This is a genomic window from Halomicronema hongdechloris C2206 (assembly GCF_002075285.3).
Classification (GTDB): Bacteria; Cyanobacteriota; Cyanobacteriia; order Phormidesmidales; family Phormidesmidaceae; genus Halomicronema_B; species Halomicronema_B hongdechloris.
Genome location: NZ_CP021983.2, coordinates 2,107,757 through 2,131,811 on the forward strand (window position 1 = coordinate 2,107,757; position 24,055 = coordinate 2,131,811).

10 protein-coding genes are annotated in these 24,055 nt (G+C 47.8%); all 10 read right to left on the bottom strand.

Going from position 1 to position 24,055, the window contains the following annotated elements:
* Positions 1-45: 45 nt before the first annotated feature.
* Positions 46-1,692 (bottom strand): pyridoxal-dependent aspartate 1-decarboxylase PanP, encoded by a 1,647-nt coding sequence (gene panP / locus XM38_RS09525; RefSeq protein WP_225889454.1) that lies wholly within the window; start codon positions 1,690-1,692, stop codon positions 46-48.
* Positions 1,693-1,753: 61 nt separating this feature from the next.
* A complete protein-coding gene (locus XM38_RS09530; RefSeq protein ID WP_080814315.1) occupies positions 1,754-8,287 on the bottom strand; it encodes a non-ribosomal peptide synthetase in 6,534 nt (2,177 codons plus the stop codon).
* Positions 8,288-8,333: 46 nt separating this feature from the next.
* A complete protein-coding gene (locus tag XM38_RS09535; RefSeq protein WP_080814313.1) occupies positions 8,334-9,407 on the bottom strand; it encodes an HAD-IIIC family phosphatase in 1,074 nt (357 codons plus the stop codon).
* A gap of 4 nt (positions 9,408-9,411) precedes the next feature.
* The gene (locus tag XM38_RS09540) at positions 9,412-10,596 is read right to left on the bottom strand and encodes an acyl-CoA dehydrogenase family protein (RefSeq protein WP_080813849.1); all 1,185 of its coding nucleotides are present in this window, start codon (positions 10,594-10,596) and stop codon (positions 9,412-9,414) included.
* A gap of 3 nt (positions 10,597-10,599) precedes the next feature.
* Positions 10,600-11,082 (bottom strand): sulfotransferase family protein, encoded by a 483-nt coding sequence (locus XM38_RS09545; RefSeq protein ID WP_080813848.1) that lies wholly within the window; start codon positions 11,080-11,082, stop codon positions 10,600-10,602.
* 24 nt (positions 11,083-11,106) lie between these two features.
* Positions 11,107-11,529: a hypothetical protein gene (locus XM38_RS09550; RefSeq protein ID WP_080813846.1), complete on the bottom strand. Its 423-nt coding sequence runs from the start codon at positions 11,527-11,529 to the stop codon at positions 11,107-11,109.
* 14 nt (positions 11,530-11,543) lie between these two features.
* Positions 11,544-11,789, bottom strand: coding sequence for an acyl carrier protein (locus tag XM38_RS09555; protein ID WP_080813844.1), 246 nt, complete (start codon positions 11,787-11,789; stop codon positions 11,544-11,546).
* Between the two features lie 20 nt (positions 11,790-11,809).
* Positions 11,810-12,664 (bottom strand): 3-hydroxyacyl-CoA dehydrogenase family protein, encoded by an 855-nt coding sequence (locus tag XM38_RS09560; RefSeq protein WP_080813842.1) that lies wholly within the window; start codon positions 12,662-12,664, stop codon positions 11,810-11,812.
* 21 nt (positions 12,665-12,685) lie between these two features.
* Complete coding sequence (locus XM38_RS09565) at positions 12,686-18,199, bottom strand: type I polyketide synthase (RefSeq protein ID WP_088429650.1); 5,514 nt, start codon at positions 18,197-18,199, stop codon at positions 12,686-12,688.
* On the bottom strand, positions 18,200-23,515 hold the full coding sequence (locus XM38_RS09570) for a non-ribosomal peptide synthetase (RefSeq protein WP_088429652.1): 5,316 nt from the start codon (positions 23,513-23,515) through the stop codon (positions 18,200-18,202).
* Positions 23,516-24,055 lie beyond the last annotated feature (540 nt).

Genomic DNA, 24,055 nt, shown 5'->3' on the forward strand with positions numbered 1-24,055 from the left:
ACACGTACTGAGTAGTTGGTCTTTTGAATATATTAGGTAGCTCACCTACACAACTCTGACAGGCCCTTCTAGTGAAGTTTCTATTTCTAACCTGGCCGCAATTTGAAGTTGATCATCTAAAACAGCGTCGATATCAGTTTCACTCGTTAGTGGATTTGCCAATACTGCCCTCAGAGCTACAATTGTTACTTCTTGATCAAAATGACGAATGCTTTTAACCGTGCGAGAGATGAAGGTTCGGCCAACCTGGCGTTGAACCTTTTGCAGTCGCTCATTGAACCGGCTAATGACGCAGTAATCACTTTTAATTAATTGTTTATGAGTAGCACGTTCTCTAAATGGCTCCGGAATGTACTGATAAACTAATAAATTAATATCAGGCTTAGCAATTAACTCAAACTCAGGCATGGTGCGAATGCGCTCTGCCATGTATTGGGTCTTGCGCAGTCCTTCATCGATCAAGAACTCATATCCTTCTACCCCAATCAAGTTCAGCGCTGCATGTAAGAATAGGGCCATACCTGGTCGAGACCCTTCTAAGGATCGCTTACCGAGATCCAGGGAGCCATTACGAATGGTGTAACTGGCACTTTTTTCAATTGCTTTGGCCAAGTGAGGATTGCGAAAAAATACCATGACAATCCCCATGGGTAAGTACATCTGCTTATGACCATCGATAGTTACTGAATCTGCTTGCTCAATGCCTGCTAACTTATGGCGATGCTGGCGAGAAAATAGTAGAGGATCTCCCCAAGCTGCATCAACATGGAAATGAGTTTTAGCACTCCGGGCAATAGAGGCAATATCATGCAGTGGATCTATACCACCAGCATCGGTTGTGCCTGCAATTCCAATTATTGCGAGAATGAGTTTTCGTTGCGATTGACAATGCAAAACTGCCTGATGCAATAACTTTAGATCAATATGATTTCTATCGTCAACCGGAATTTTGATTAAATTTTGTGAGCCGATTCCCAGTAAATCAGCTGCTTTGTCGAAGGAATAATGCATGAGGTTGGAGCCAATGATGGTAGCTCCTTTGTATCCATAGAAACTCAGAGCTGCGGATAAGCCTTCCTGTTCAACCCCAGCAAATTTACCACGAGCTCCCAAGGCATTATTCCGTGCACACCATAGGGCTGTAATATTGGCAACTGTTCCTCCCGAGACTAAAATCCCTAATGTGCTCTGGTGGTTATGGATATGTTGTTTATAAAAATCGGTGGAGTATTGATAAATTAATCGGTGCATGCGCCCTAAAGACTGACGCTCACAGGGACTTAGAGACTTAGCAGTTTCTACCTTGACAGCATTTTGATTAAGCGCCGTTACTAACTTGGCTAAAGGCCGTACAAAATACGGCAAGGCCGATGTCATGTGACCAATAAATCGTGGTGAGGAAGTATGCACCGCATGGGTAACAATATCTTCAGCTAGGGATGGAAAATACTGTTCAAACTCGAAAGGCGCTCTCGGCAACTCACTGTCGCTAAATCTCTCCATTAAGTGCTCGAAGTCAATGTCGGTCGTTGATAAATTTTCATGTAAAAAAGCTTGGGCCAATACGGCTAGCTTCTCTTCGATCGCTTGCTCAACCAATTGGGATTGAGCAGACGGATTGAATAGCTGCATGATCCTTTTACTAGCCTGACAAGGCTGAGAAGCTATAAAATTCCTAGAAGGATAGTTCATTCTCATCAAGAAAGCTGAGTGTGTTTAAAAAGGCCTGGCTGTTCGAATCAGCAATATGAATCTAAGTTGAGCGTTGCCAATTGACTGTCTCTCGATGGCGCTGTCGCAGATGCTTCTGTTGTCTTATAGAAGCCTTTCCCTTTTTCTTGGAAGGCTTAGCCTCGCGAATCAAGTTGCTTTGACCGGCTGTTTGACTTAAATACTGGGCAAGATCACCAACAGTAGGATATTTGAATAGAGAGATTAGGGGAAACTCACGCTGAAGTTTGTTTTGCAGTTTGCTATGGATAGCAACAACAAGTAAAGAATGTCCACCAATATCAAAGAAATTATGGTGAATACCAACCTTGTCTAGATGCAGGATATCTTTCCAAAGGTCTGCAATTATTGTCTCCAGTTCAGTCGTAGGAGCTCGATAAGTCGTGTCTAGATCAAGATTGGGGTTGAGTTTTGCCAGTCCTTTGCGATCGACTTTGCCATTGGGGGTAAGGGGCAATTCCTCTAGCAGAACCATGGCCGCGGGTACCATGTAGTCGGGCAGCTGCTCTTGCAGGTAACTCCGTAACGCTGAGGGAGAGAGACTGGCAGCTGCAGGGACGACATAGCCCACTAACTGCGGCTCGCCTGAGGCATTCTGGTGGGCAACCACCACGGCTTGTGAGATAGCTGGATGGCGCAGCAGCACCGTTTCAATTTCACCCAGTTCAATGCGGAAGCCCCGCAGCTTCACCTGATGGTCCAGGCGACCCAGGTACTCCAGGCTGCCATCCCGGCGATATTTCACCAAATCCCCAGTCTTGTACAGACGTGCCCCAGGTGTGGGGCTAAAGGGATTGGGCACAAACTGCTCTGCTGTTAACGCCGGGCGCTGGTAATAGCCTCGGGCCAGCCCCAGTCCACCAATGTGCAGTTCTCCTGGTACCCCAATGGGAGTGGGTTGTCCGGCTTTGTCCAATACATACACCTGAGTGTTGGCAATGGGACGGCCTAAGGGCACTGTCTCACACTCAGCCGTCAGTTCACTCACCGCAGACCAAATCGTCGTCTCGGTGGGTCCATACAGGTTCCATACTCCTGCACTGCGAGCATGCAACTGATGGGCTAACTCTAACGGCAAGGCGTCCCCGCCACAGAACACTCGCAGTGCAGATGACCCGGACCACTCCGTTGACATCAGCATCTGCCAGGTGGCTGGAGTCGCTTGCAGCACTGTCGCGTCAAATTGCTCTAGTCGCCGAGCCAAATGATGAGCATCACAGGCGACCTCTCGACTCACCACCTCCAATCGAGCTCCTTGAAGGAGTGGCAGGTATAACTCCAAGGCTGCAATGTCAAAAGCGACGGTTGTGACTGAGACCAGTCGGTCCTCAGCCCTGAGCCCTGGATACTCAGCCATGCTATATAGGAAGTTGCTCAACGCCTGATGGGGAATCTGGACGCCTTTGGGGGCTCCGGTGGACCCTGAGGTGTAGATCACATAGCTGAGCTGCTCGAGTGCGGTAACTGGAGCAGGAGGATAGCTGGGGCTCTCAGCAATGCAGTCCCAATCGGTGTCTAGGCACAGAGGGGAAACTGAGGTGGGTAGCACGCCAACGTGAGCTGCTTGCGTTAGCAAACAACGGGCCTGTGCGTCTTCTAGGATATAGGCCAGTCGCTCTTGAGGGTGGCTCGGATCCAGAGGCACATAAGCGCCCCCCGCTTTCAGCACCCCTAGCAGTGCAATTACCATCGCCACCGAGCGCTCTAGACATACTCCCACCAAGGTTTCAGGTCCCACCCCCTGGCCCTGCAGGTAATGGGCCAGTTGATTGGCGCGACGATTCAACTCGTCATAGGTCAGGTGCTGCTGCTCAAACACCAGCGCCACTGCCTCCGGGGTACGCTCCACTTGCGCTTCAAATAACTCATGGAGACAAGCCTCTGGATACTCAGCCTCCGTCTGATTCCACTCCACCAGAAGACGCTGCCGCTCAGCAGAGGTCAACAGGGGTAGGTCACTAACCCGCTGCTCCGGCTGCCTCACCACCGCCGTTAACACCTGCTGCAGATGCGTGATGAGACGTGCCATGGTCGCCGCGGCAAATAAGTCGGTGTTGTACTCTAGCTGCCCTTGCAACCCCGCCTCACCCTCTTGCAGCGATAGAGTCAGGTCAAATTTGGCGCTTTCTGGAGCACTCTCGAGTACCTCCACCGCTACCCCTGGCAAGGCCAACGATTCCTGGGGCGCATTCTGCAGGATAAACATCACCTGAAACAGGGGGGAATGACTCAATGCCCGCTCCGGCTGCAGCAGTTCCACCACCTGCTCAAAGGGCATATCCTGATGGGCATAGGCCCCTAAGGTCACCTCCCGTACCCGCTGCAATACCTCCACAAAGGAGGGCTGCCCCGCCAAGGATGTGCGCAACACTAAGGTATTGACGAAAAAGCCAATCAACCCTTCCACTTCCCTACGGGTGCGGTTGGCAATGGGAGAGCCCACCACGATGTCCGCTTGGCCGCTGTAGCGACTCAACACCACTTGAAAGGCAGCCAGCAGTGTCATAAACAGGGTGCAGTTCTGCTGCCGACTCAACTGCTTCAATCCCTGGGTTAACTCTGGGGTAATTCCAAAGGCTTGAGTCGCTCCCCGGAAGGTCTGCACCGCCGGACGAGGATGGTCCGTGGGTAACTCAAGCACTTCCGGGGCACCTGCTAACTGCTGCTGCCAGTACTGCCGCTGTTGCTCTAGCACCTCACCGTGGAGCCACTGCCGCTGCCAAGCCGCATAGTCTAGATACTGAACCGGTAGGGGGGATAAGGAAGGGGCATGACCTGTGACAATAGCCCCATAGAGCTGAGCCACTTCTCTGACTAAAATGCCCATTGACCAGCCATCGGAGACGATGTGGTGCATGGCAAACACCAGCACCTGCTCCTGCTGGGAACATTGCAGCAGGACGACGCGAAGCAAGGGGGGCTGGTCGAGGGAAAAAGGCTGATGGGTGATGCTCCCAGTCAGCTGTTGGACCCCTTGCTCCTGCCCTTGGGCTGTTAGGTCTTGCAGGTCGATGACCGCCAGGGGCACCTCTACAGTGGGATGGAGATCTACGGCAGGATGGCCCTCTTGGCTGACAAACCCGAGGCGCAGGGCCTCATGACGCTGCAGGAGAATCTGGAGACTGGCCTGGAGGGCGTCAATGTCAAGGGAACCGTGTAGTCGCAGGGCACTCGACAGGTGATAGAAGGGACTTTCTGGTTCGAGTTGGGCCAAAAACCACAGCCGTTGTTGGGCAAAGGAGAGGGGTAAGGGGCCGCTGCGCTCGATAGTGGTTATGGGAGGACTGGTGAGGCCCTGTTCCTCATGGAGGGCAGCTTCAATGACAGGCGCTAACTCAGCAATGGTGGGATGCTCAAAGAGGCGACGCAGGGGCACCTCTACGGCAAAGGCGTGACGCACGTGCGACATCACCCGGGTTGCCAGCAGGGAATGGCCGCCTAACTCAAAGAAGTTGCTCTGGATGCTGACGGTCTCTAGCTTCAGCACGTCTGCCCAAATGCTCACGAGCATCGCTTCGATGGGGGTGCGAGCTGCAACCGTTGCTGAAGTGTCTAGGTGCTGATACTCGGGGGCTGGTAGGGCTTTGCGGTCGACTTTGCCATTGGGGGTGAGGGGCAATTCCTTCAGCAGAACCATGGCTGCAGGCACCATGTAGTCGGGAAGCTGCTCTTGCAGGTAACGCCGTAACGCTGAGGGGGAGAGACTGGCAGTGGCAGGGACGACATAGCCCACTAACTGTGGCTCGCCTGAGGCATTCTGGTGAGCGACCACCACGGCTTGTGAGACAGATGAATGGCGCAGCAGCACCGTTTCAATTTCACCTAGTTCAATGCGGAAGCCCCGCAGCTTCACTTGATGGTCGAGGCGACCCAGGTATTCCAGGCTGCCATCGCGGCAATACTTGACTAAGTCCCCAGTCTTGTACAGACGGGCCCCAGGTGTGGGGCTAAAGGGATTGGGCACAAAGCGTTCTGCTGTTAACTCGGGGCGCTGGTAATAGCCTCGGGCTAGCCCCATGCCACCAATGTGCAGTTCACCTGGCACCCCAATGGGAGTGGGTTGTCCGGCTTTATCCAGCACATATAGCTGAGTGTTGGCAATGGGCTGGCCTAAGGGCACTGTCTCACACTCAGCCCTCAGTTCACTCACCGCAGACCAAATCGTCGTCTCGGTCGGTCCATACAGGTTCCAGACCCCTGCACTGCGAGCGTACAACTGATGGGCTAACTCCAATGGCAAGGCGTCCCCGCCACAGAACACTAGCAATGCAGATGACCCGGACCACTCCGTTGACATCAGCATCTGCCAGGTGGCTGGAGTCGCTTGCAGCACTGTCGCGTCAAATTGCTCTAGTCGCCGAGCCAAATGATGAGCATCACAGGCGACCTCTCGACTCACCACCTCCAATCGAGCTCCTTGAAGGAGTGGCAGGTATAACTCCAAGGCTGCAATGTCAAAAGCGACGGTTGTGACTGAGACCAGTCGGTCCTCAGCCCTGAGCCCTGGATACTCAGCCATGCTATATAGGAAGTTGCTCAACGCCTGATGGGGAATCTGGACGCCTTTGGGGGCTCCGGTGGACCCTGAGGTGTAGATCACATAGCTGAGCTGCTCGAGTGCGGTAACTGGAGCAGGAGGATAGCTGGGGCTCTCAGCAATGCAGTCCCAATCGGTGTCTAGGCACAGAGGGGAAACTGAGGTGGGTAGCACGCCAACGTGAGCTGCTTGCGTTAGCAAACAACGGGCCTGTGCGTCTTCTAGGATATAGGCCAGTCGCTCTTGAGGGTGGCTCGGATCCAGAGGCACATACGCACCCCCCGCTTTCAGCACCCCTAGCAGTGCAATCACCATCGCCACCGAGCGCTCTAGACATACCCCTACTAAGGTTTCAGGTCCCACGCCTTGGCCCTGCAGGTAATGGGCCAATTGATTGGCCCGACGATTCAACTCGTCATAGGTCAGGTGCTGCTGCTCAAACACCAGCGCCACTGCCTCCGGAGTACGCTCCACTTGCGCTTCAAATAGCTCATGGATACATTGCTGTTGCGGATAGGTAACTTCGGTATGATTCCACCCCACCAGCAACTGATGTAACTCATCTGTCCCTAATAGGGGTAAGTCTGATAATCTTGCTTGTGGATTGACAACAATACCCTCAAGCAACGCACGAAAATGCTTAACAATTCGAGTAGCAGTTTCAGGGTTGAACAGAGCTGTACTATATTCCAGTGCTCCTCTCACTTCTGGCTCAGAATCGACCATGTACAGGGTCAAGTCAAACTTGGCGGCTTGATTGTGTACCGGGAGCCAATCCAGCGTCAAACCAGGCAAGGTTAGTTCCCTTTGGACATCTTCCTGCCAGGCAAACATTACCTGAAACAGGGGCATATGACTGAGATTTCTCTCTGGCTGAAGCTCTTCCACTAGCTGTTCAAAAGGTATATCTGCATGGGCATAGGCACCTACACATACCTCACGTACTCGATTCAGCAATTCTAAGAGATTTGGATTACCAGAAAGATGCGTCCGCAGCACAAGAGTATTAGCAAAAAAACCAATCAGTTTTTGAATCTCACTTTGGTTACGATTAGCAATTGGGGAGCCAACACAGATATCTTCTTGTCCAGTGTAGCGGTACAGTAAAGCTTGGAAGGCTACCAATAGAGTCATAAACAGGGTTACCCCTTCCTGGTTGCTCAGGGATCTGAGTCTATCCGATAAGCTCGCTGATAGCTCAAAAGGGATGACTGCACCTTGGAAGCTTTGGATTGGCGGTCGAGGGCGATCAGTAGGCAGATTCAAAGCTGAAGCGCCTGCCAATTGCTGCTGCCAGTAAGAAAGCTGAGTCTGTTGTAACTTTCCCCGCAACCGATGACGCTGCCAAACTGCAAAATCTGCATATTGAATAGGGAGTTCAGATAAGGGGGGTGTTTTGCCTGTAGAAAAGGCTTCATAAAGTATTGCTAGTTCGCGGATCAGCACTCCTATTGACCAACCATCAATGGCAATATGATGGATAGCAAACAGCAATAAATACTCTTGAGTATCTGTTTGTAGCAGTATGGCTCGCAGCAACGGACCAACTGCTAAATCAAACGGCTTTTGCGCTATCTCTTTTGTTAACTGTTCAATTTCAGCTTTTTGCCCAGCTTCTGACAGGGAGCGTAGGTTTACCACTGGCAGCACTACAGAGATAGTGGGATGAATAATTTGGACTGCCTGTTCTGCCACCATCTCAAACGTAGTGCGTAACGCTTCATGGCGTCGTACAATCTCATTAAGACTGTGTTCCAGGGCATTGACGTTAAGCGTACCTGTTAGCTTTATACATGCTGGTTCACTGTAGTAGGGATTGCCAGGATCTAACTGGTGGAGGAACCACAACCTTTGTTGAGCAAAGGATAGAGGAGCAGGACCTGTTTGGGAACGTTTGGGAATAATTTCTGTTTTCGAGTAGGGATTTACTTCACCCCGTAGCCGTTTCTCGAGCAGTTCTCGCTGGGTGGATGAAAGCTTCGATCGTCGGTTCAAAATTTTATCTTTTATGTTGTCCATAATGTCCCTGTCAAGCTACAAGAAATAGCAATGCTTTCTAACTAATTCAGGATTTGATTTTTACATATTCAGGAAATGATTGAATTTGTGTAAGTTCATTTTCTAAAATTTGCAGATCCTTATTCTTTTCATTCTTTTCAATTTCCTTGAACCCCGCAAACTTATAAGACACATACATCATTCTATTGCGTTCGTTTGAAACAAACTCAGCACGCAAACGGACATGATTCCCTTTAGCCAAACTCATAATATAATTCAACATAATTGTGCCAACGCCTCTAGACATAACCCGACAAGACATCAGCAAAAGCTTTATCGTCCACACGCCTTCTAGGCATTCCAGCAGTGCTAACCCAATTTTTCCGTAACTCCCGTACTTATCATCCAAACTTGCAATTAGCAATTTATGTTTGTCTGATTGCCGAAAATGATTGAGTTCATCATAGGAGTACGTATAGCCAGTTGTATTCAATTGATTGGTTCTAACCGTTAATTCTTCTGCTCTTTGTAAATCTTCTTCCTGGGCAGAAGAGATAGTGAAAGTCATATTAAGAGTAGCTAAAAATTCTTCTTGAGTGCCAATAAATTCTTTTTCTGCCTCGTTCCTCTCTATATCACTAAGATACATCAGCCTTCTAAATTTTGAATCCTCTGTAGTAAAACGAGGATTCATTTCTGGTTTATCTAGTAAGTCATTGAGTTCAGAGGCATTAACACAGAAAACTTCAGGAAGCGAAAAATTAACTTCTTCAAGCTCAAACATCTGATCATCAATAAAAGCAAATGCATCAATGCCAAGATTGAGTGACTTGGCAATTGCTTGAATAGAACTCGATTTAGAGTTCCAATTGATTTGGGGATAGAGAAAATACTCATGCAGCTCAAACTCTTTGAGTTGCTGCATAGCCTGAGTATAGTCATTCTTACTGGCAACAGACTGTAAGATACCTCGACTATCTAATGTCTTAATAACATCGACTGATTTGTTTCGTAGATAAACACGCTTATCCTCTAATAAGATTCCATTCCAAAGTGTGTTGTCTAAATCCCAGACGACACATTTGATCATCTTTTTATCGGCTTGTTTTTGATTTAAAATTTCAGCTTTTATATGAGTCATTTTCTCATGTCCTTGCCAGTAAATCTTGAAAATTAACAGTAGAAGGGGAGGGTGACGTATATTCCTGATAACCGTAATCAGCGATAGTTATCTGTTGTATTTGTGTACTACCTTCAATGATTTCCATAATTTTCGCATCTCGCAAACATCTAGCGACAGCATATTCATTGGTGCAGCCATTAGCACCGTGGATTTGTACAGCATCATTTGCAGCTTGAGTTGCTATTTTAGAGGCAAAATATTTAGCAATCGAAGTCTCTGCTATTGAACCTGGATCGCCAATTTCTTTGAGATAGCCAGCTTGATAGCATAGTAATCTCGCTGCTTTGACGTTGGTGAGCATCTCAGTCACTAGTTGCCGAATCAATTGGTGTTCTCTTAGATAGACACCGAACTGCTTGCGTTCACTCGTATACCGAATGCAAGCTTCTAGACAAGCTTGGGCAATTCCTACGCATCCCCAGGCAACACTATATCGACCACAATCTAGGGCAGTGGAAGCGACGTGGGAGAAACCAAAGCCCTGCCTGCACACAAGATTTTCTTGGAGAATCTGACAATCATTGAAGTGTAGCTCGGCTAACATTGAAGCCCTAACCCCCAACATTCCAGAAATGGGTTCAATCGAGAGTCCGGGGCTATTTTTCTCAACCAAAAAAGCAGAGGGCTTACCATCACATTGAGCAAATACTAGAAAAATATCGGCAATTTGTCCATAGGTAATCCATTTTTTTTGTCCATTCAAGAGATAAGCGTTTCCAGAAAGCGTCGCTGTTGTCTCTACACTTTTGGCATCGCTTCCCACATTGGGTTCACTGAGAGCAAAGGCAGCAATTACTTCACCGGATGCTAGTTTAGGAAGCCAATAGGCTTTTTGAGACTGACTGCTCCACTTGAGCAGAGCTAGAGAAACCATGCTGTGAACAGTGAGCAAACTCCGCAGCGAAGAACACCCCCGTCCAATTTCTTCCGATAGGAGTCCGTAGGTAATCATATCCATGCCACTGCCACCGCTATCTTTGGGTAATAGGGCACCCAGATATCCCTGCTGAGCGAATTTTTTGATCAGTTCTGCAGGAGTGCGCTCTTGGCGATCCCATTGATTGGCATAGGGAACGATCGCTTCATCGACGAAGACTCTAAATGCTGCCCTATTTTCTTTCTGTTGAGTTGTTAATTCTAACTTCATCCATCAACCTTGATAAGAGTAATGATTTAAAAATAGGTATCGATCAATAATTTTCTTTTTGACTAAATCAATTAGCTCAGAATTCAACTGGACATTGAATCGACTTTTGTTGGGTTTGTTATAAACAATACTGGCACAATCCTTTAAATAATCCTCAGAAGCAGGCATTGACAAAAAATTACAGAGTTGTTTTAAGCAGTACTTGGGATTTTCAATAAATGATTCATTAGTGATTTCCAAAATCTTATCTAAGTCTATTCTGGTTTTCAGTTCAGCAACTGCTTTACAAACTAAAGAATATAATTCAATCGCTATTTCTATATCAACTTCTTCTCTTTTTGTGAACGTATCAATAACATCATAAGGATTTCTAATGACGTGAATAAAATGAATGTTTGTCCCCATCTTTTTATAAAGAATGTCTAGCAAACCCGGATAACTTTTTAATATTGCCGTGGTTGGAGCAGCCTCTTTATCTCCAATCACCTTTATCTCTCGAAATCGATCTTGCTATTGATTTGGAACGGCATAGGAATACCCAGCTACAGTTTTACCTGCTTGAGCATGAACTTGAGCCCCTTTAAGAATAAGGTAATAAATTTGCCCTTTGCTATAGCTGTGTTTATTAATATATTTAACCGCACCTAATTCATCAGAGATCACCATGTCGGGATGGGTATCTAAACAGGCTCCCACTAAACTATGGCCTGTTCTGCCACAACCAATAAAAATACAATAATTTTCTATTTTATCAAAGTATTTTCTATGCTTCCAAGCTCCATACATAGACCTTAGATATGTATAAATATTGGTCTGGGTGTCTATATGCTGAGAGTCAGCAAGAAATCGAAAATAAAAATCTTGGGTTTGCGAAGATGTTGCTTCGAGTAAGTGATTATTTGCTTGCATTTTTTCATTAATGAATTGATTCATATAGTGCTAGCCATCTATGTCAGAATTGATTTTTTTCGTTCCAGCAGAGAAGCCATCGCACTGATCGTTCTGAAGTTATCCAATTCGAGGTCTTCGTTTTCAACAGTAACTTGAAACTCTTGTTCGATAAATAAAACCAGTTGCATTGCGAACATCGAGTTCACAAATCCTACAGCAAAAATATCCTCATCATCCTGCAGGTCATGGTTACCAAAAAATTGCGAGAGAAATGTTTTCAGTTTAGCCTTAAAATCTTGCATCTTTTCAAACCTTCAATCCTTCAACTGTAAGCGTAAAAACCCTTGCCACTTTTCCTTCCATATAGCCCAGCATCAACCATCCTTTTGAGCAAAGGGCATGGTCTATATTTGCTGTCATTAAAACTTTCGTACAAAACTTCAATTGAGAAGAGAATCGTATCTAACCCAATCAAGTCAGCGGTCTCAAGTGGTCCCATTTTGTGACCAAAACAGGTTTTGAAGATTCTATCAACTTCTTCAGCTGAAGCGACTTGATCGTGCAGAAGAAAAATCGCTTCATTAATAGTCAACATAAGGACGCGATTGGAAACAAATCCTGGCGAATCATTGACAACAATGCCCTCTTTTCCCATTTGAGACAACAAGTTTTTAGCTGTCTCAATGGTTTCTTCGGAAGTATGATATCCGCGAATCATTTCAACGGTTGGCTTCAGAGGAACGGGGTTCATAAAATGCATGCCCAGCACTTTAGAAGCCCGCTTGGTTACAGAAGCAATGCGAGTAATCGGAATCGCTGATGTATTGGCGGCAAAGACAACACTCTCTGGACAAATTGCCTCAAGCTGCGGGTAGACTTCCTTTTTAATACTCCACTTTTCCGTGACATTCTCAATCACAAATTCTACCCCATCTAGCAACTTGTAGTTTGTAGAAAACTGGATGCGATTCAGAACAACGTCTGGATTTTCCGGTTTCTCTTTTTTATTAAAGAAACCTTGAAAGCGAATATTATTTTTAATTTCTTGGTTGGCCTTCTCCAGAATTTCTTCGGAAACATCGATGAGAATTACCTGATGACCGGTTTGGGCTAGGTTTTGTGCTATCCCGACTCCCATCACGCCCGCTCCCACAACACCAACGGTTTGAATCTTCATTCTCCCTCCAGGATTTAGTATTTAGCGAGCTGCATAAACGTTATAGATATTAGAGTTTTCGTATAAGTCTTCCTGTTCTGCTACAACGTTATACTTTTGCGTTTTGAGTAGGTTCGTTATCTGTACTAGTCGCCCTTCTGTGTCATGGATTTCTAGAACAATCTGCTTAATCTTTTTCCAGTCCTTATCTTTAATACCTTGGAGAACGTCTAGTTCACTCTTCTGCACGTCGATTTTGAGTAAATCGATGTTTTCAATATTGTTTTCGCTAATCACATCAGAGAGTGTTTTTAGTTGGCAAGTAAAACTTTGGCTCTTAAACCGCTCTTCTAACAATTCATCGGAGTATTGCATGACCTGTTCCATGCCAGCCATTCCGGTTTGGAGTTGGTTGAGCATAATGGCTTTTAAGACTTCCTGTTCCTCTCCGCGATCGCCATAGAAAGAAGACATCCCAGAACTCTGAGGGTAGAACGTAAATGTTGCAGTTTTTGTCTCGTTCGACAAACCGACATTGAACAACTTTACATTCACCTCATGTAGCGCTGTATTGAAACTTAAAATTTCAAACAGAGGAGGGGCTGGTTCAAAGGCATAAATTATGGGATTTTTACAGTGTTGATAGGCGAACAGCGTAAACAGGCCGATGTTAGCTCCTACATCAAAAATACAGTCACCCTCATTCAACGCAATTCCATGCTTGAGATAAACTTTATTTTCAAAGATGTCTTGGTAGAAATAATCAGCCTCAGTTTTAGTTTGGTAGGCAATTTCTAAATGATTGGGTAGCTTGTAGCGTCGCTGGCTGACTACTCTGGGAGTTTGTTCTGATGATTGGGGAAGAACGGATACGAGTTCTTCGGCTTCGTTTTCGGTGAGTTCTTCTATCTCTCTGATGAGAATTTCTTCAATAATCAAGGCTAACTCTGCCACAGAGGGTGCTTCAAAAATGAATCGCAGGGATAGTTCTACTTGGAATTCCTGACGCAGTCGGGAAAGGAGCTGAATTCCGATCAGGGAGTTTCCTCCCACATCAAAGAAGTTGTCATGGATGCCTATCCGATCAACTCCCAGCAACTCTTGATAGAGTTCAGCAATTTTGCACTCAGTTTCATTTCTAGGCGCAACATAGGCAGTTTTTAAATTCGGTCGCAGTTGTGTTGATTGAGGATGACGCTTCTCAAGATTTTCGAGTAAACTGGCGGCTGCTAAAACTTCGTTCTCCTCAAATAGGGTTTGCAGGTTTCGCGTTGACACAACAACTTGAGGCTGTTGACTGGACAAAATGTGCCATAAGGCAGCTATCCCCTTTTTAAATTCGATACCGTATCGTTCTCGCATCTGCCTGAGTCCAGCTTGGATTTCTGGAGAAACGGCAGCTTGCAAGTTGTGCCCTGGTCCAGGATCCCAGTTGATGGAAACGGTATGAATGTTGCGCCGATAAAAATTGTAGTGGGCGAAGGCATCGAGAAAAGCGTTGCCGGCGGAGTAATCGACTTGACCCAAGCCCCCCGTAATTGCATTTATGGAAGAAAATAAAACCAAAAAATCTAGCTGTGTGTCCTTCAATACAGCATCTAAAACCATGGCTCCCTTGACTTTGAAATTGAGAATACTTGCCGCTGATTCGGTCGTTTTGAGCTGAATAATGCTGGCACCTATTGGTGGTGTCGTTTGAATGATGCCATGAATTTCGCCAAAGCGATCGCGCACCCGATCGACCATCCCTTGCATCTGTTCGAGGTGGGTAACATCGGCTTTAATAACCAGAACCTCTGCACCGAATTCCTCCATCGCCTGAACTTTCTTTATCTTGATACTGACTGGGTTGTCTTCTTCATGGTTAGATAACCACTGCTCCCATTCCGTTTTTGGCGGCAAACCCGAACGTTCAATAATCACCAATTTGGCTTGCACTGTCTTTGCCAAATGTTGCGCGATCGCAAGTCCAAGTCCTCCTAATCCACCCGTAATCAGGTAGACTCCACCTTGCCGTAACTTAGCAGTGCGCAAGGTTTTCCCTGCTACGGGTAAGGGTTCAAAGCACTGCACCCATCGACGATTGCCGCGATAGGCAATGACTTTATCAGCAGTTGGTGCCGCAAGTTCGCTAAAGAGTTGGTCTATCAGTTGCTGCCATTGCCTAGTACCCGATTGAGGTAGCGTAATATCGATGCTGCGGCAGGTGATGTTTGAATATTCCTGGGGAATGACTCTACAGGGTCCTAAAAGGGTTGCCTTTTCTGGACATATGTCGTCAGTGTCGGTTAACTCCTGTAAGTTGTTAGATATGATATCAATGTGTAGGGGATCATCAATACCCTGTTCTCCTAATGCCTGCGCTAGAAACAGCAGACTGTAGAAACTAAGTGATTGGATTTGTTCCCAACTCTCAAGTCCAGGCTCTGCCTGCTCGTTCGCTGTTATAGTCCACAAATGAACAATGCTTTTGGGAATTTTATTAGAGAAATGAAGTTCGCAGAGCAAGGTGTCATAGTCATCCCTTTTCCCAGGATTAATAGTGTATTCCTGTTGATTGAGTTTCCTAAATTCTTCCCCAATCCCGACAATGATGATATCTTGACATTCCTTTTCTAGTTGTTTCACAAGCTGGGAACCCACTCCACAGCGATCAACCAACACTAACCAGGGTTGCTTGCGATTACCCCACTTCCCTGACTCAAACGGTACCGGTGGCGCGGCGCGTTTCCAAGAAGGAATATGGAACCATTCGGTAATGTCTAACTTTTGTTGGGAGTTTGATGCTCCTGAATTGACAGGATTGCCAGGTTTTTGAGGTTCAATCCAATAACGCTGGCGCTCAAAGGGATAGGTCGGTAAGGGAAGGCGATGACGGCGTTCATTGATATAAAAACCGGACCAATCAATCAGTATGCCTGCAAGCCATAGCTGCCCTAATGTGTTGAGCAAGAAGGCTACATCTGACTGCCGGTCATAGGTATAGCGCAGGGAAGGTAGCACAACTTTATCAGTGACTTGCTGATTTTCTAAGCACTGTAATGCCAAGCTGCTCAGCGTCTGTCCTGGTCCAACTTCCAACAGCGCTGGGGTGTATTTTTGCCACAACTGACTTACTCCGTCAGCAAATCGCACCGGTTGGCAGAGATGCTGCGTCCAGTAATCGGGATTGGTTGCCTCTGCTGCTGTAATCCAAGTTCCCGTGACATTAGATATGTAAGGAATTTGGGGAGGCTTAAACCGAATAGTCTTGACTAACCTGGAAAAGGAATCAACCATTGACGCCATCATGTGGGAATGAAAAGCATGAGAGGTCGCAAGCCGCCGACAGGCCAATCCTTGCTGAGTCAGCTGATTCTCCAATTCATCGATAGCGTCCGTCGCTCCAGCCACCACACACAGGGATGAACCATTGATCGCAGACAAGGAAAGATTTTCTCCTAGAAGCGGCTGCACCTCTTGCTCTGACAAGGGAATCGCTAGCATCGCCCCACTCGGTAGGGACTGAATCAGTTGCGCCCTTCTGGCCACCAACATTAAGGCATCTTCTAAAGACAAGACCCCAGCTAAACAGGCAGCGACATATTCCCCGATACTGTAGCCAATCATGGCTCGAGGACGCACTCCCCAGGCCTGCCAAAGCTGAGCTAGGGCATATTCAATCACAAAGAGAGCAGGTTGAGTCAGCCAGGTTTGATTGAGTTGTTGGGAGGCGGCATTGACGGGTTCTTCACTTCGACCCAGCATCTGGCGAAGATCAATCCCTGATTGAGCTAGATCTGCGCCGGTATCGTCTGAAGACTCGTCTTGATCAGGATATAGAACCGTGATCAGGTCAAGCCCCAGGAGAGGTCTGAGGATTTTGCAACAGTGCTCCACATGTTCCCGAAAGGTCGGCTGACATTGATAAAGTTCTCTGCCCATGTTGACGTACTGGGGTCCTAACCCGGTAAACATGAAGGCAACCGAACGAGTGCCTGTGTCTTGGATGCTGCTAGTGAGAACTCGTTTGGGATTTTGGAGAGCTGCGATCGCATCTTGCAGATCCTGGCACACCACAGCGCGGCGATGATCAAACTGTCGACGACCAACTTGCAGAGTATAAGCAACATCAGCCAGATTTAGCTCAGAATGCTGCTGCAGATGATCCCCTAGATTGGTAGTCGCAGTCTCCAGGGCTGAACTGGTTTTAGCCGAGAGGAGCAGCAATTGCCAGGGGCGAAACGATGAAGACGTTTCAACAGAAGGCGCTTCCTCAAGAATCAGATGGGCGTTGGTTCCCCCAATGCCAAAGGAACTCACGCCCGCCCGACGGGGAGTTTCATTTACCTTCCATTCCGACAGCTGGGTGTTGACGTAGAAAGGACTGTTTGCGAAATCAATCTCGGGGTTAGGTTCTTTGAAATTCAAGCTAGGGGGTATCTGTTTGTGCTTGAGGGCTAGAACAGTTTTGATGAGACTGGTTACACCAGCAGCTGTATCCAGATGGCCAACATTGGTTTTTACTGAACCAATAGCGCAAAAGCCTTTCTTATCAGTGCTGCCACGAAAGACTTTTGTTAGCGCTGCAATTTCAATCGGATCTCCTAAAGATGTTCCTGTCCCATGAGTTTCAATATAGGAAACTGTTTCGGATTCAATCTCAGCTAAAGCGAGAGCTTCTGCAATAACCTCTGTTTGCCCCTCGACACTGGGTGCCGTGTAGCCAACCTTGCCAGAGCCATCATTATTAATAGCAGAACCTTTAATTACCGCATGAATACAATCACCGTCCGCGATCGCATCTTCTAGTCGTTTCAGGACTACGGTACCTACACCATTACCGAGAACAGTTCCCTGTGCTTTGGCATCAAAAGCACGACAGTGACCATCGGCTGATAAAACTCCCTCCTCTTGATATAAATGACCAATCTTTTGTGGCACTCGAATAGAAATTCCACCCACCAAAGCCACATCACATTGGTAATTCAACAAACTTTGGCAAGCAAGGGTGGTAGAAACTAATGACGTAGAGCAAGCCGTTTGTACCGTAACACTCGGTCCTTTAAGGTTTAATTTGTAAGAGATACGAGTAGTAAGAAAATCTTTATCATTACCAATTAAAGTTTGATAGCATTGTGCCGACCCCATGGGGTCACGGCTTATATCAAAAGGTAAATAGTTATTGATACCAGTACCAGCATACACTCCGATTCGGTTTCTACATCTAGTAGTATCATAACCAGCATTTTCAAGCGCTTCCCAAGCGCACTCTAGAAAAATACGGTGTTGTGGATCGGTTACTTCAGCCTCTCTAGGGTTGATGTCAAAGAATGAAGCATCAAAAAACTCGATATCATCTAACACAGCACCGGCTTTCACATAATGAGGATCATTTAGTACAGAAGCACCTATCCCTGACGCTATTAATTCCTCATCGGTGAAGAACGAAATGGACTCTACACCATCACACAGATTCTGCCAAAACTCTTCAATGCTTTTGGCACCAGGAAATCGTCCTGCCATACCAATAACGGCAATCCCTTCCACTGATTCGTAGGTTTCTATATTACCCATTTATCTTTTTCCTTGCTTCATCAATAACTGTTTTTGCCGATTGATTGCCTCTATCTGCTTTTGAGCACGGTCACGCATTGATTGGAAAGAAGGCTGCTGCTTTGACTCGCGACTCAAATACTGCGCCAAGGAATTAATGGTTGGATTTTGAAACAACTCAACAACCGATAAATCCTGGTTGAACAATTCTTGTAATTTGTGATTTACCTGAGCCATCAACAGAGAATGACCTCCAAGGTCAAAGAAATTATCATTGATACCTACCTTCTCCAAGTGCAACACTTCTTGCCAGACCTTAGCGATTGCCTGCTCTATTTCAGAATGAGGAGCCACATAAGCAGCTTCTAGCTCTGGACGAGTGCTATCAGGTACTGGTAAAGCCTGACGATCTATCTTGCCGTTAGTTGTCAATGGCAGCGCCTTCAATTTTATAAATACCGACGGTACCATATACTCCGGCAGTTTCTCTTTAAGAAAGTTCCTGAAACTATTGGTGGTAGTTTCTACCCCAATATTGGAAACAACATAAGCCACCAAACGCTGATCTCCCGGTACATCCTCCCTCTTCACAACTACTGCTTCTCGAATGTCTGGATGCTGCCTCAGCAACCCTTCAATTTCTCCTAGTTCAATTCGGTATCCCCGCACCTTCACCTGATGGTCAATCCGTCCCAAGAACTCAAGATTTCCATCTGACCGATAACGAGCCAGATCCCCCGTCTTGTATAACCTTGTCCCTGGCTTATCACTAAATGGATTAGGAACAAACTTCTCAGCTGTCAGTTCTGGCTGATTCAGATAACCACGCCCCAGTCCAGCACCACCGATATACAGTTCGCCCGGGACCCCAATCGGTACTGGTTGGTGATATTGGTCTAATACATAAAGCTGAGTATTAGCAATCGGCTGACCAATGGGAACTGAGCTTGATTGAGTTTCACCATGGGGCACTCGATAAACACAACATCCCACGACCGTCTCTGTTGGTCCATATTCATTTACCAGCATCGTAGCAGGTGCGAAGCTTTGCCAGAAAGAAATATTTTCTGTCAGCAGGTTTTCACCACCAATGATAAACGCATTAGTTCTGCCTGCCGCTTCTTTTGGCAACAACTGCTGAGTAAGTAATAGCAGTTGAGCTGGTGTTAATTTAACAAGACTTAAGTTTGACTCTTTACGAAGAACATTAGTCAAAGACTCAACACTCTGATCTTCAGGGATAAGCGTTACCTGACGCCCAACTAGTAAAGGGGAAAACAACCCTGTAATCGTTAAGTCGAAGGCTAGAGAAGAATGAACAATAGTTCCTTTTCCTCCCTCAACTTCATAAGCTTGGACACACCAAGTCAAGTAATTAATTAGACCTCGATGGGGAATTAAAGTTCCCTTGGGTTTGCCGGTAGAACCCGATGTGTAAATAGCATAAGCTAAACTTTTAGAATCTGTCTGGTTGACTGGATTATTTAAATTTTCTTGAGCAATTTTTTCCCAGTTGGTGTCTAAGCCAACCACTGCAGCTCCTTCAGTTGGCAATGCCTCTAGCAACTCTCGCTGAGTTAACAATACTGATACCTTGGCATCTGCCAATATAAAAGCCAAACGCTCTTGCGGATAGGCTGGATCCAGCGGCACGTAGGCTCCACCTGCCTTAAGAATGCCAAGCAGCCCTATAACCATCTCCACGGAACGTTCCACACAAATGCCGACTAACCCCTCTGGTTTAACTCCTAACTGTTGCAGATAATGGGCCAACTGATTTGCCCGCTGATTTAACTCCCGGTAAGTCAGTTGCTGCTGCTCAAAAACTACCGCCACGGCATCGGGAGTTCGCTCCACCTGGGCTTCAAACAGCTGATGGATGCACAAATCTCGGGGATAATCGACCTCTGTATCGTTCCATTGTTTGAGTATTTGGCAGCGCTCTGCCTCTGTCAGCAGCGGTAAGTCTGAGAGCCTAGTTTGTGGACTGGCGACAATCCCCTCCAGCAACTGCTGCCAATGCCCTAGCATCCGGGTAATGGTGGCAGCCTCAAATAAATCTGTATTGTACTCAAACAAGGTAGTGAGTCCCTGCTCCGTCGTTTCCACCACCAGACTCAAATCAAACTGAGCTGTCTTGCTATCCACTTCAAATGGCCTCACAGTCAAACCCGGTACCGTGTCCAACTGTGGAGCCTGCCGCAGTGTGAACGACACCTGAAACAGGGGAGTATGACTCACGTCTCGCTCTGGCTGCAAGGCCTCTACCAGCTGATTGAAGGGCACATCTTGATGGGCATAGGCCCCCAAGGCTACTTGACGGACTCGGCCGAGTAGCTCCTGAAACCTGGGATTACCTGACAGATCGGTGCGCAACACCAATGTATTCACGAAAAAGCCAATTAACCCCTTGAGCTCGCTCCGGCTGCGATTAGCAATCGGTGAGCCCACCAGAATATCGTCTTGACCAGTATAGCGATAGAGCAATGTCTTGAATGCTGCCAGCAGCACCATGAAGAGGGTGACATTTTCTTGCTCAGAGAGAGCCTTGAGCTTCTCAGTCAAGGGGTGAGGCAGCGCCAAGGATTGTCGCGCCCCTTGATAGGTCTGGACCGCCGGCCGGGGATGATCCGTTGGCAACGCTAGAACTGCTGGCGCTCCCTCAAGATGCTGTATCCAGTAAGCAAGCTGACCCTCCATGCGCTCACCGCGAAGCCATTGCCGCTGCCAATGGGTAAAGTCTTTGTACTGCACAGAGACGGCTGGAAGAGCAGGGATTTCCCCATGCGACAGAAATCCCTTGTAGTTCCCTAACAACTCCCGGATCAATACCTCGACTGACCATTCATCGGCGATGATGTGATGCAGCGTCAGCAACAGCACATGCTGCTGTGGAGCTAGGTGAAAGAGTTGTGCCCGCATTAGTGGTCCCTGGCTCAATTGGAAAGGCTGTTGGCTAGCTTGAGTCGCGCATCTTTGTACTTCAGACTCGCGCGCTTCGCTGGAGAGATTCTGGCAATCTACTACCTTTAGTGGTAGCCAGCAGGATGGAGTAATTACCTGAGCCGGTTGACCCTCAACTAACTTAAACGTTGTTCGTAATGGCTCATGGCGTCGTATAACCTCATTCAGACTGCGCTCCAGTATATCTGCACTCAATGGACCTTGGAATTGCAGGGCAAAGGCAATGTTATAAGCTGGGTTGGCGGGCGCTAGTTGGTCCAGGAACCATAATCGCTTCTGGGGGTAGGAAAGCGGGTGATGTTGGCGTTGAGCTTTTACCGGTACCAATGGCACCGATGGCAAATGCTCTGGTAACTCCAATTGGGCTAAAATCTTGATGGCCAACTGGGTCAGATTCAGATGGTCGAAAAGATCACTAATGGATACAGAGACCTGGAGATCAACCTCAAGGCGGTTTTTCAGTTCAAATGCCTTCAGAGAATCCAATCCCAAGGCGCTGATGGGTTGCTGAGAATTTATCTGAGATGGCGTTATCTGCAGGACTTCGGCGACCAGTGCCTGTAAATAAGACACCAGCATGAGCTGAGCTTCAATCGGTGGTAGTGCTAGTAAGGTTTTGCGGTTAAGCGTAGCAGGGACTTCCCCAGGGATCGTTGTTTCCAGCAGGCTACTGCTGATGACTTCCAGATGGCCGGCCAGAAACCCTGCCCGGGTAGCTCGCCGCTGAATTTTCCCGCTCGATGTTTTTGGAATCGTCCCGGGTTTAATTAACACGACGGCATAGGCTTGTACCTCATGCTCCTGGGCAATGGCCTCACGAATGGCTGCCGTCACTTCCTCCGGATCGGGTTTTTGTCGAAATTCCAATTCCTGAACAACAACCAGCTTCTCCTCTCGCTGCTCCTCCACCATAAACGCGGCCCCCCCACCCGAGCGCAGGGCTGGGTGACTCCGCTCCGTCGTCAGTTCAATATCCTGAGGATAAAGATTACGACCGCGAATAATAATTAGGTCTTTAGTCCGCCCCGTAATAAACAGTTCTCCCTGGTGCAGGAAGCCCAAATCACCGGTGCGCAGAAACGGTCCTACTCCTGTATCAGCCAGATAGGCAGCAAATGTCTGCTCACTCTCCGCAGGCCGCTGCCAATAGCCTTGGCCCACACTCGGCCCCGATACCCAGATTTCACCGATCTCATCGCCAGCGCAGCGAATTTGTGTCTCAGGATGGGCGATCACAATCCGTTGTTGGGGCATGGTTTGGCCACAACCAACCAGGGACTGAGCTTGATCGACGCTGTGGCCATTGGCTTCTACCACGCGATTGTGCTCCAGGGCAACCTTTTGCAGCAACTTCACCACAGGCGCTTCCTGCTGACGCCCACCGGAGACCATCAGCGTTGCTTCGGCCATGCCGTAGCAAGGATAAAACGCCTGGGAACGAAATCCACAGGTGGCAAACTCGGCGGCAAATCGCTCTAATGTTTGAGACCGCACCGGCTCTGCCCCGTTAAAGGCAACGGTCCAACTGCTTAAGTCTAAGCTTTGCCGCTGCTCCGGCGTCACCTTTTCAACACATAGCTCATAGGCAAAGTTAGGTGCCCCGCTGGTGGTGCCTCGATAGTGAGAAATCGTCTGTAACCAGCGGTAAGGGCGCTGCAGGAATGAAGCCGGCGGCATCAAGATGCAGGGAAAGTCTCCGTATAGCGGCTGCAAGATACCTCCAATCAACCCCATGTCGTGGTAAACCGGTAGCCAAGAAACAAACACACTCTCCGGCGAATGACCCATGAGCTCGTAGGTGACAGCCGCATTGTGGAGCAAATTACCATGGCTGAGCATCACCCCCTTGGGCATACCGGTGGAACCGGAGGTGTACTGGAGAAACGCCAGGGAATCTGACCCTAGGGTCGGAGGCTGCCACTCCCCCGCAGCTCCCGCAGCCAGGTCATCAGTGGTCAGCCACTGTAAATCGGCCAAATCTTCATGCTTCCGCAATAATGACTGCAGCCTGGCTTGAATCACCGTGGTTGTCAGCGCTATTGCGGCCTCTGCATCTTTGACCACCGCCAGAATCCGGGGAGTATTGCGCTGATTGCGGGGAGGATAGGCAGGTACTGCGATGACTCCGGCGTAAAGGCAGCCAAAAAAGGCCGCTAAGTACTCCAAGCCTGGGGGATACAGCAACAGGGCTCGCTCTCCCTCCAGCCCCATGGCCTGCAGCCGCGCCGCGATGGTTCGACTCTGGTGATCCAGTTCCCGATAGGTGAGAGAACCAGCCTCTATTTCTCCATCCTTCAGAAAGGTAAACGCCTTTTGGCCAGGCTGATGTAGTGCCCTACGGCGCAAGAGATCGACCAGTGTGGAAAAGCTCATAATCAGTCTTAGAAATACTGGAGGCCAGATTGGGAAGCAGGTCTATGTCAATCCTCTTGACCTGCCGATTGAAGGCATTTCAATAGCTTCAGGCATCAGGCTAGCAGATAGAGGGAAGCCTTAGAGCAGGGAATAAACAAGCAATGGTGACTAAGTTAGCTGATTACCCAGGCAATGACAAGAGGAGAACCAAGCTACCGATGATACCAATAGTAGAGTGCAATTGAGCAATACGAGATGGAAATCAAGTGCCGTGCAAATTTTGCACATCAGTCTGCAACAACGACTCCCTGGGATCATGCAATGTGCAATGCATTGCATGAAGCCTACCCTTGATGCAGCAAATTTGCAAGTGTTTTGAGGACGACATGACATCAATCAATCCTTAACATCGATTGATGCTTGGGATGAAGCCTGTCATGTTTTCTGCAAAGACTCAGTTCGCTTAGATTCTTTATCCATAAAGGGCTCAGAGAACGGCTCCAGACATCATTCATTGATTTAATTCAATACCAGGCAATTCAGATTTAGACCTTTACC

Coding starts and splice junctions, on each gene's coding strand:
- XM38_RS09570 (WP_088429652.1), bottom strand. CDS start 23,515: ATGAGCTTTTCCACACTGGTCGATCTCTTGCGCCGTAGGGCACTACAT.
- XM38_RS09530 (WP_080814315.1), bottom strand. CDS start 8,287: ATGGACAACATAAAAGATAAAATTTTGAACCGACGATCGAAGCTTTCA.
- XM38_RS09535 (WP_080814313.1), bottom strand. CDS start 9,407: ATGACTCATATAAAAGCTGAAATTTTAAATCAAAAACAAGCCGATAAA.
- XM38_RS09565 (WP_088429650.1), bottom strand. CDS start 18,199: ATGGGTAATATAGAAACCTACGAATCAGTGGAAGGGATTGCCGTTATT.
- XM38_RS09550 (WP_080813846.1), bottom strand. CDS start 11,529: ATGAATCAATTCATTAATGAAAAAATGCAAGCAAATAATCACTTACTC.
- panP (WP_225889454.1), bottom strand. CDS start 1,692: ATGAACTATCCTTCTAGGAATTTTATAGCTTCTCAGCCTTGTCAGGCT.
- XM38_RS09560 (WP_080813842.1), bottom strand. CDS start 12,664: ATGAAGATTCAAACCGTTGGTGTTGTGGGAGCGGGCGTGATGGGAGTC.
- XM38_RS09555 (WP_080813844.1), bottom strand. CDS start 11,789: ATGCAAGATTTTAAGGCTAAACTGAAAACATTTCTCTCGCAATTTTTT.
- XM38_RS09540 (WP_080813849.1), bottom strand. CDS start 10,596: ATGAAGTTAGAATTAACAACTCAACAGAAAGAAAATAGGGCAGCATTT.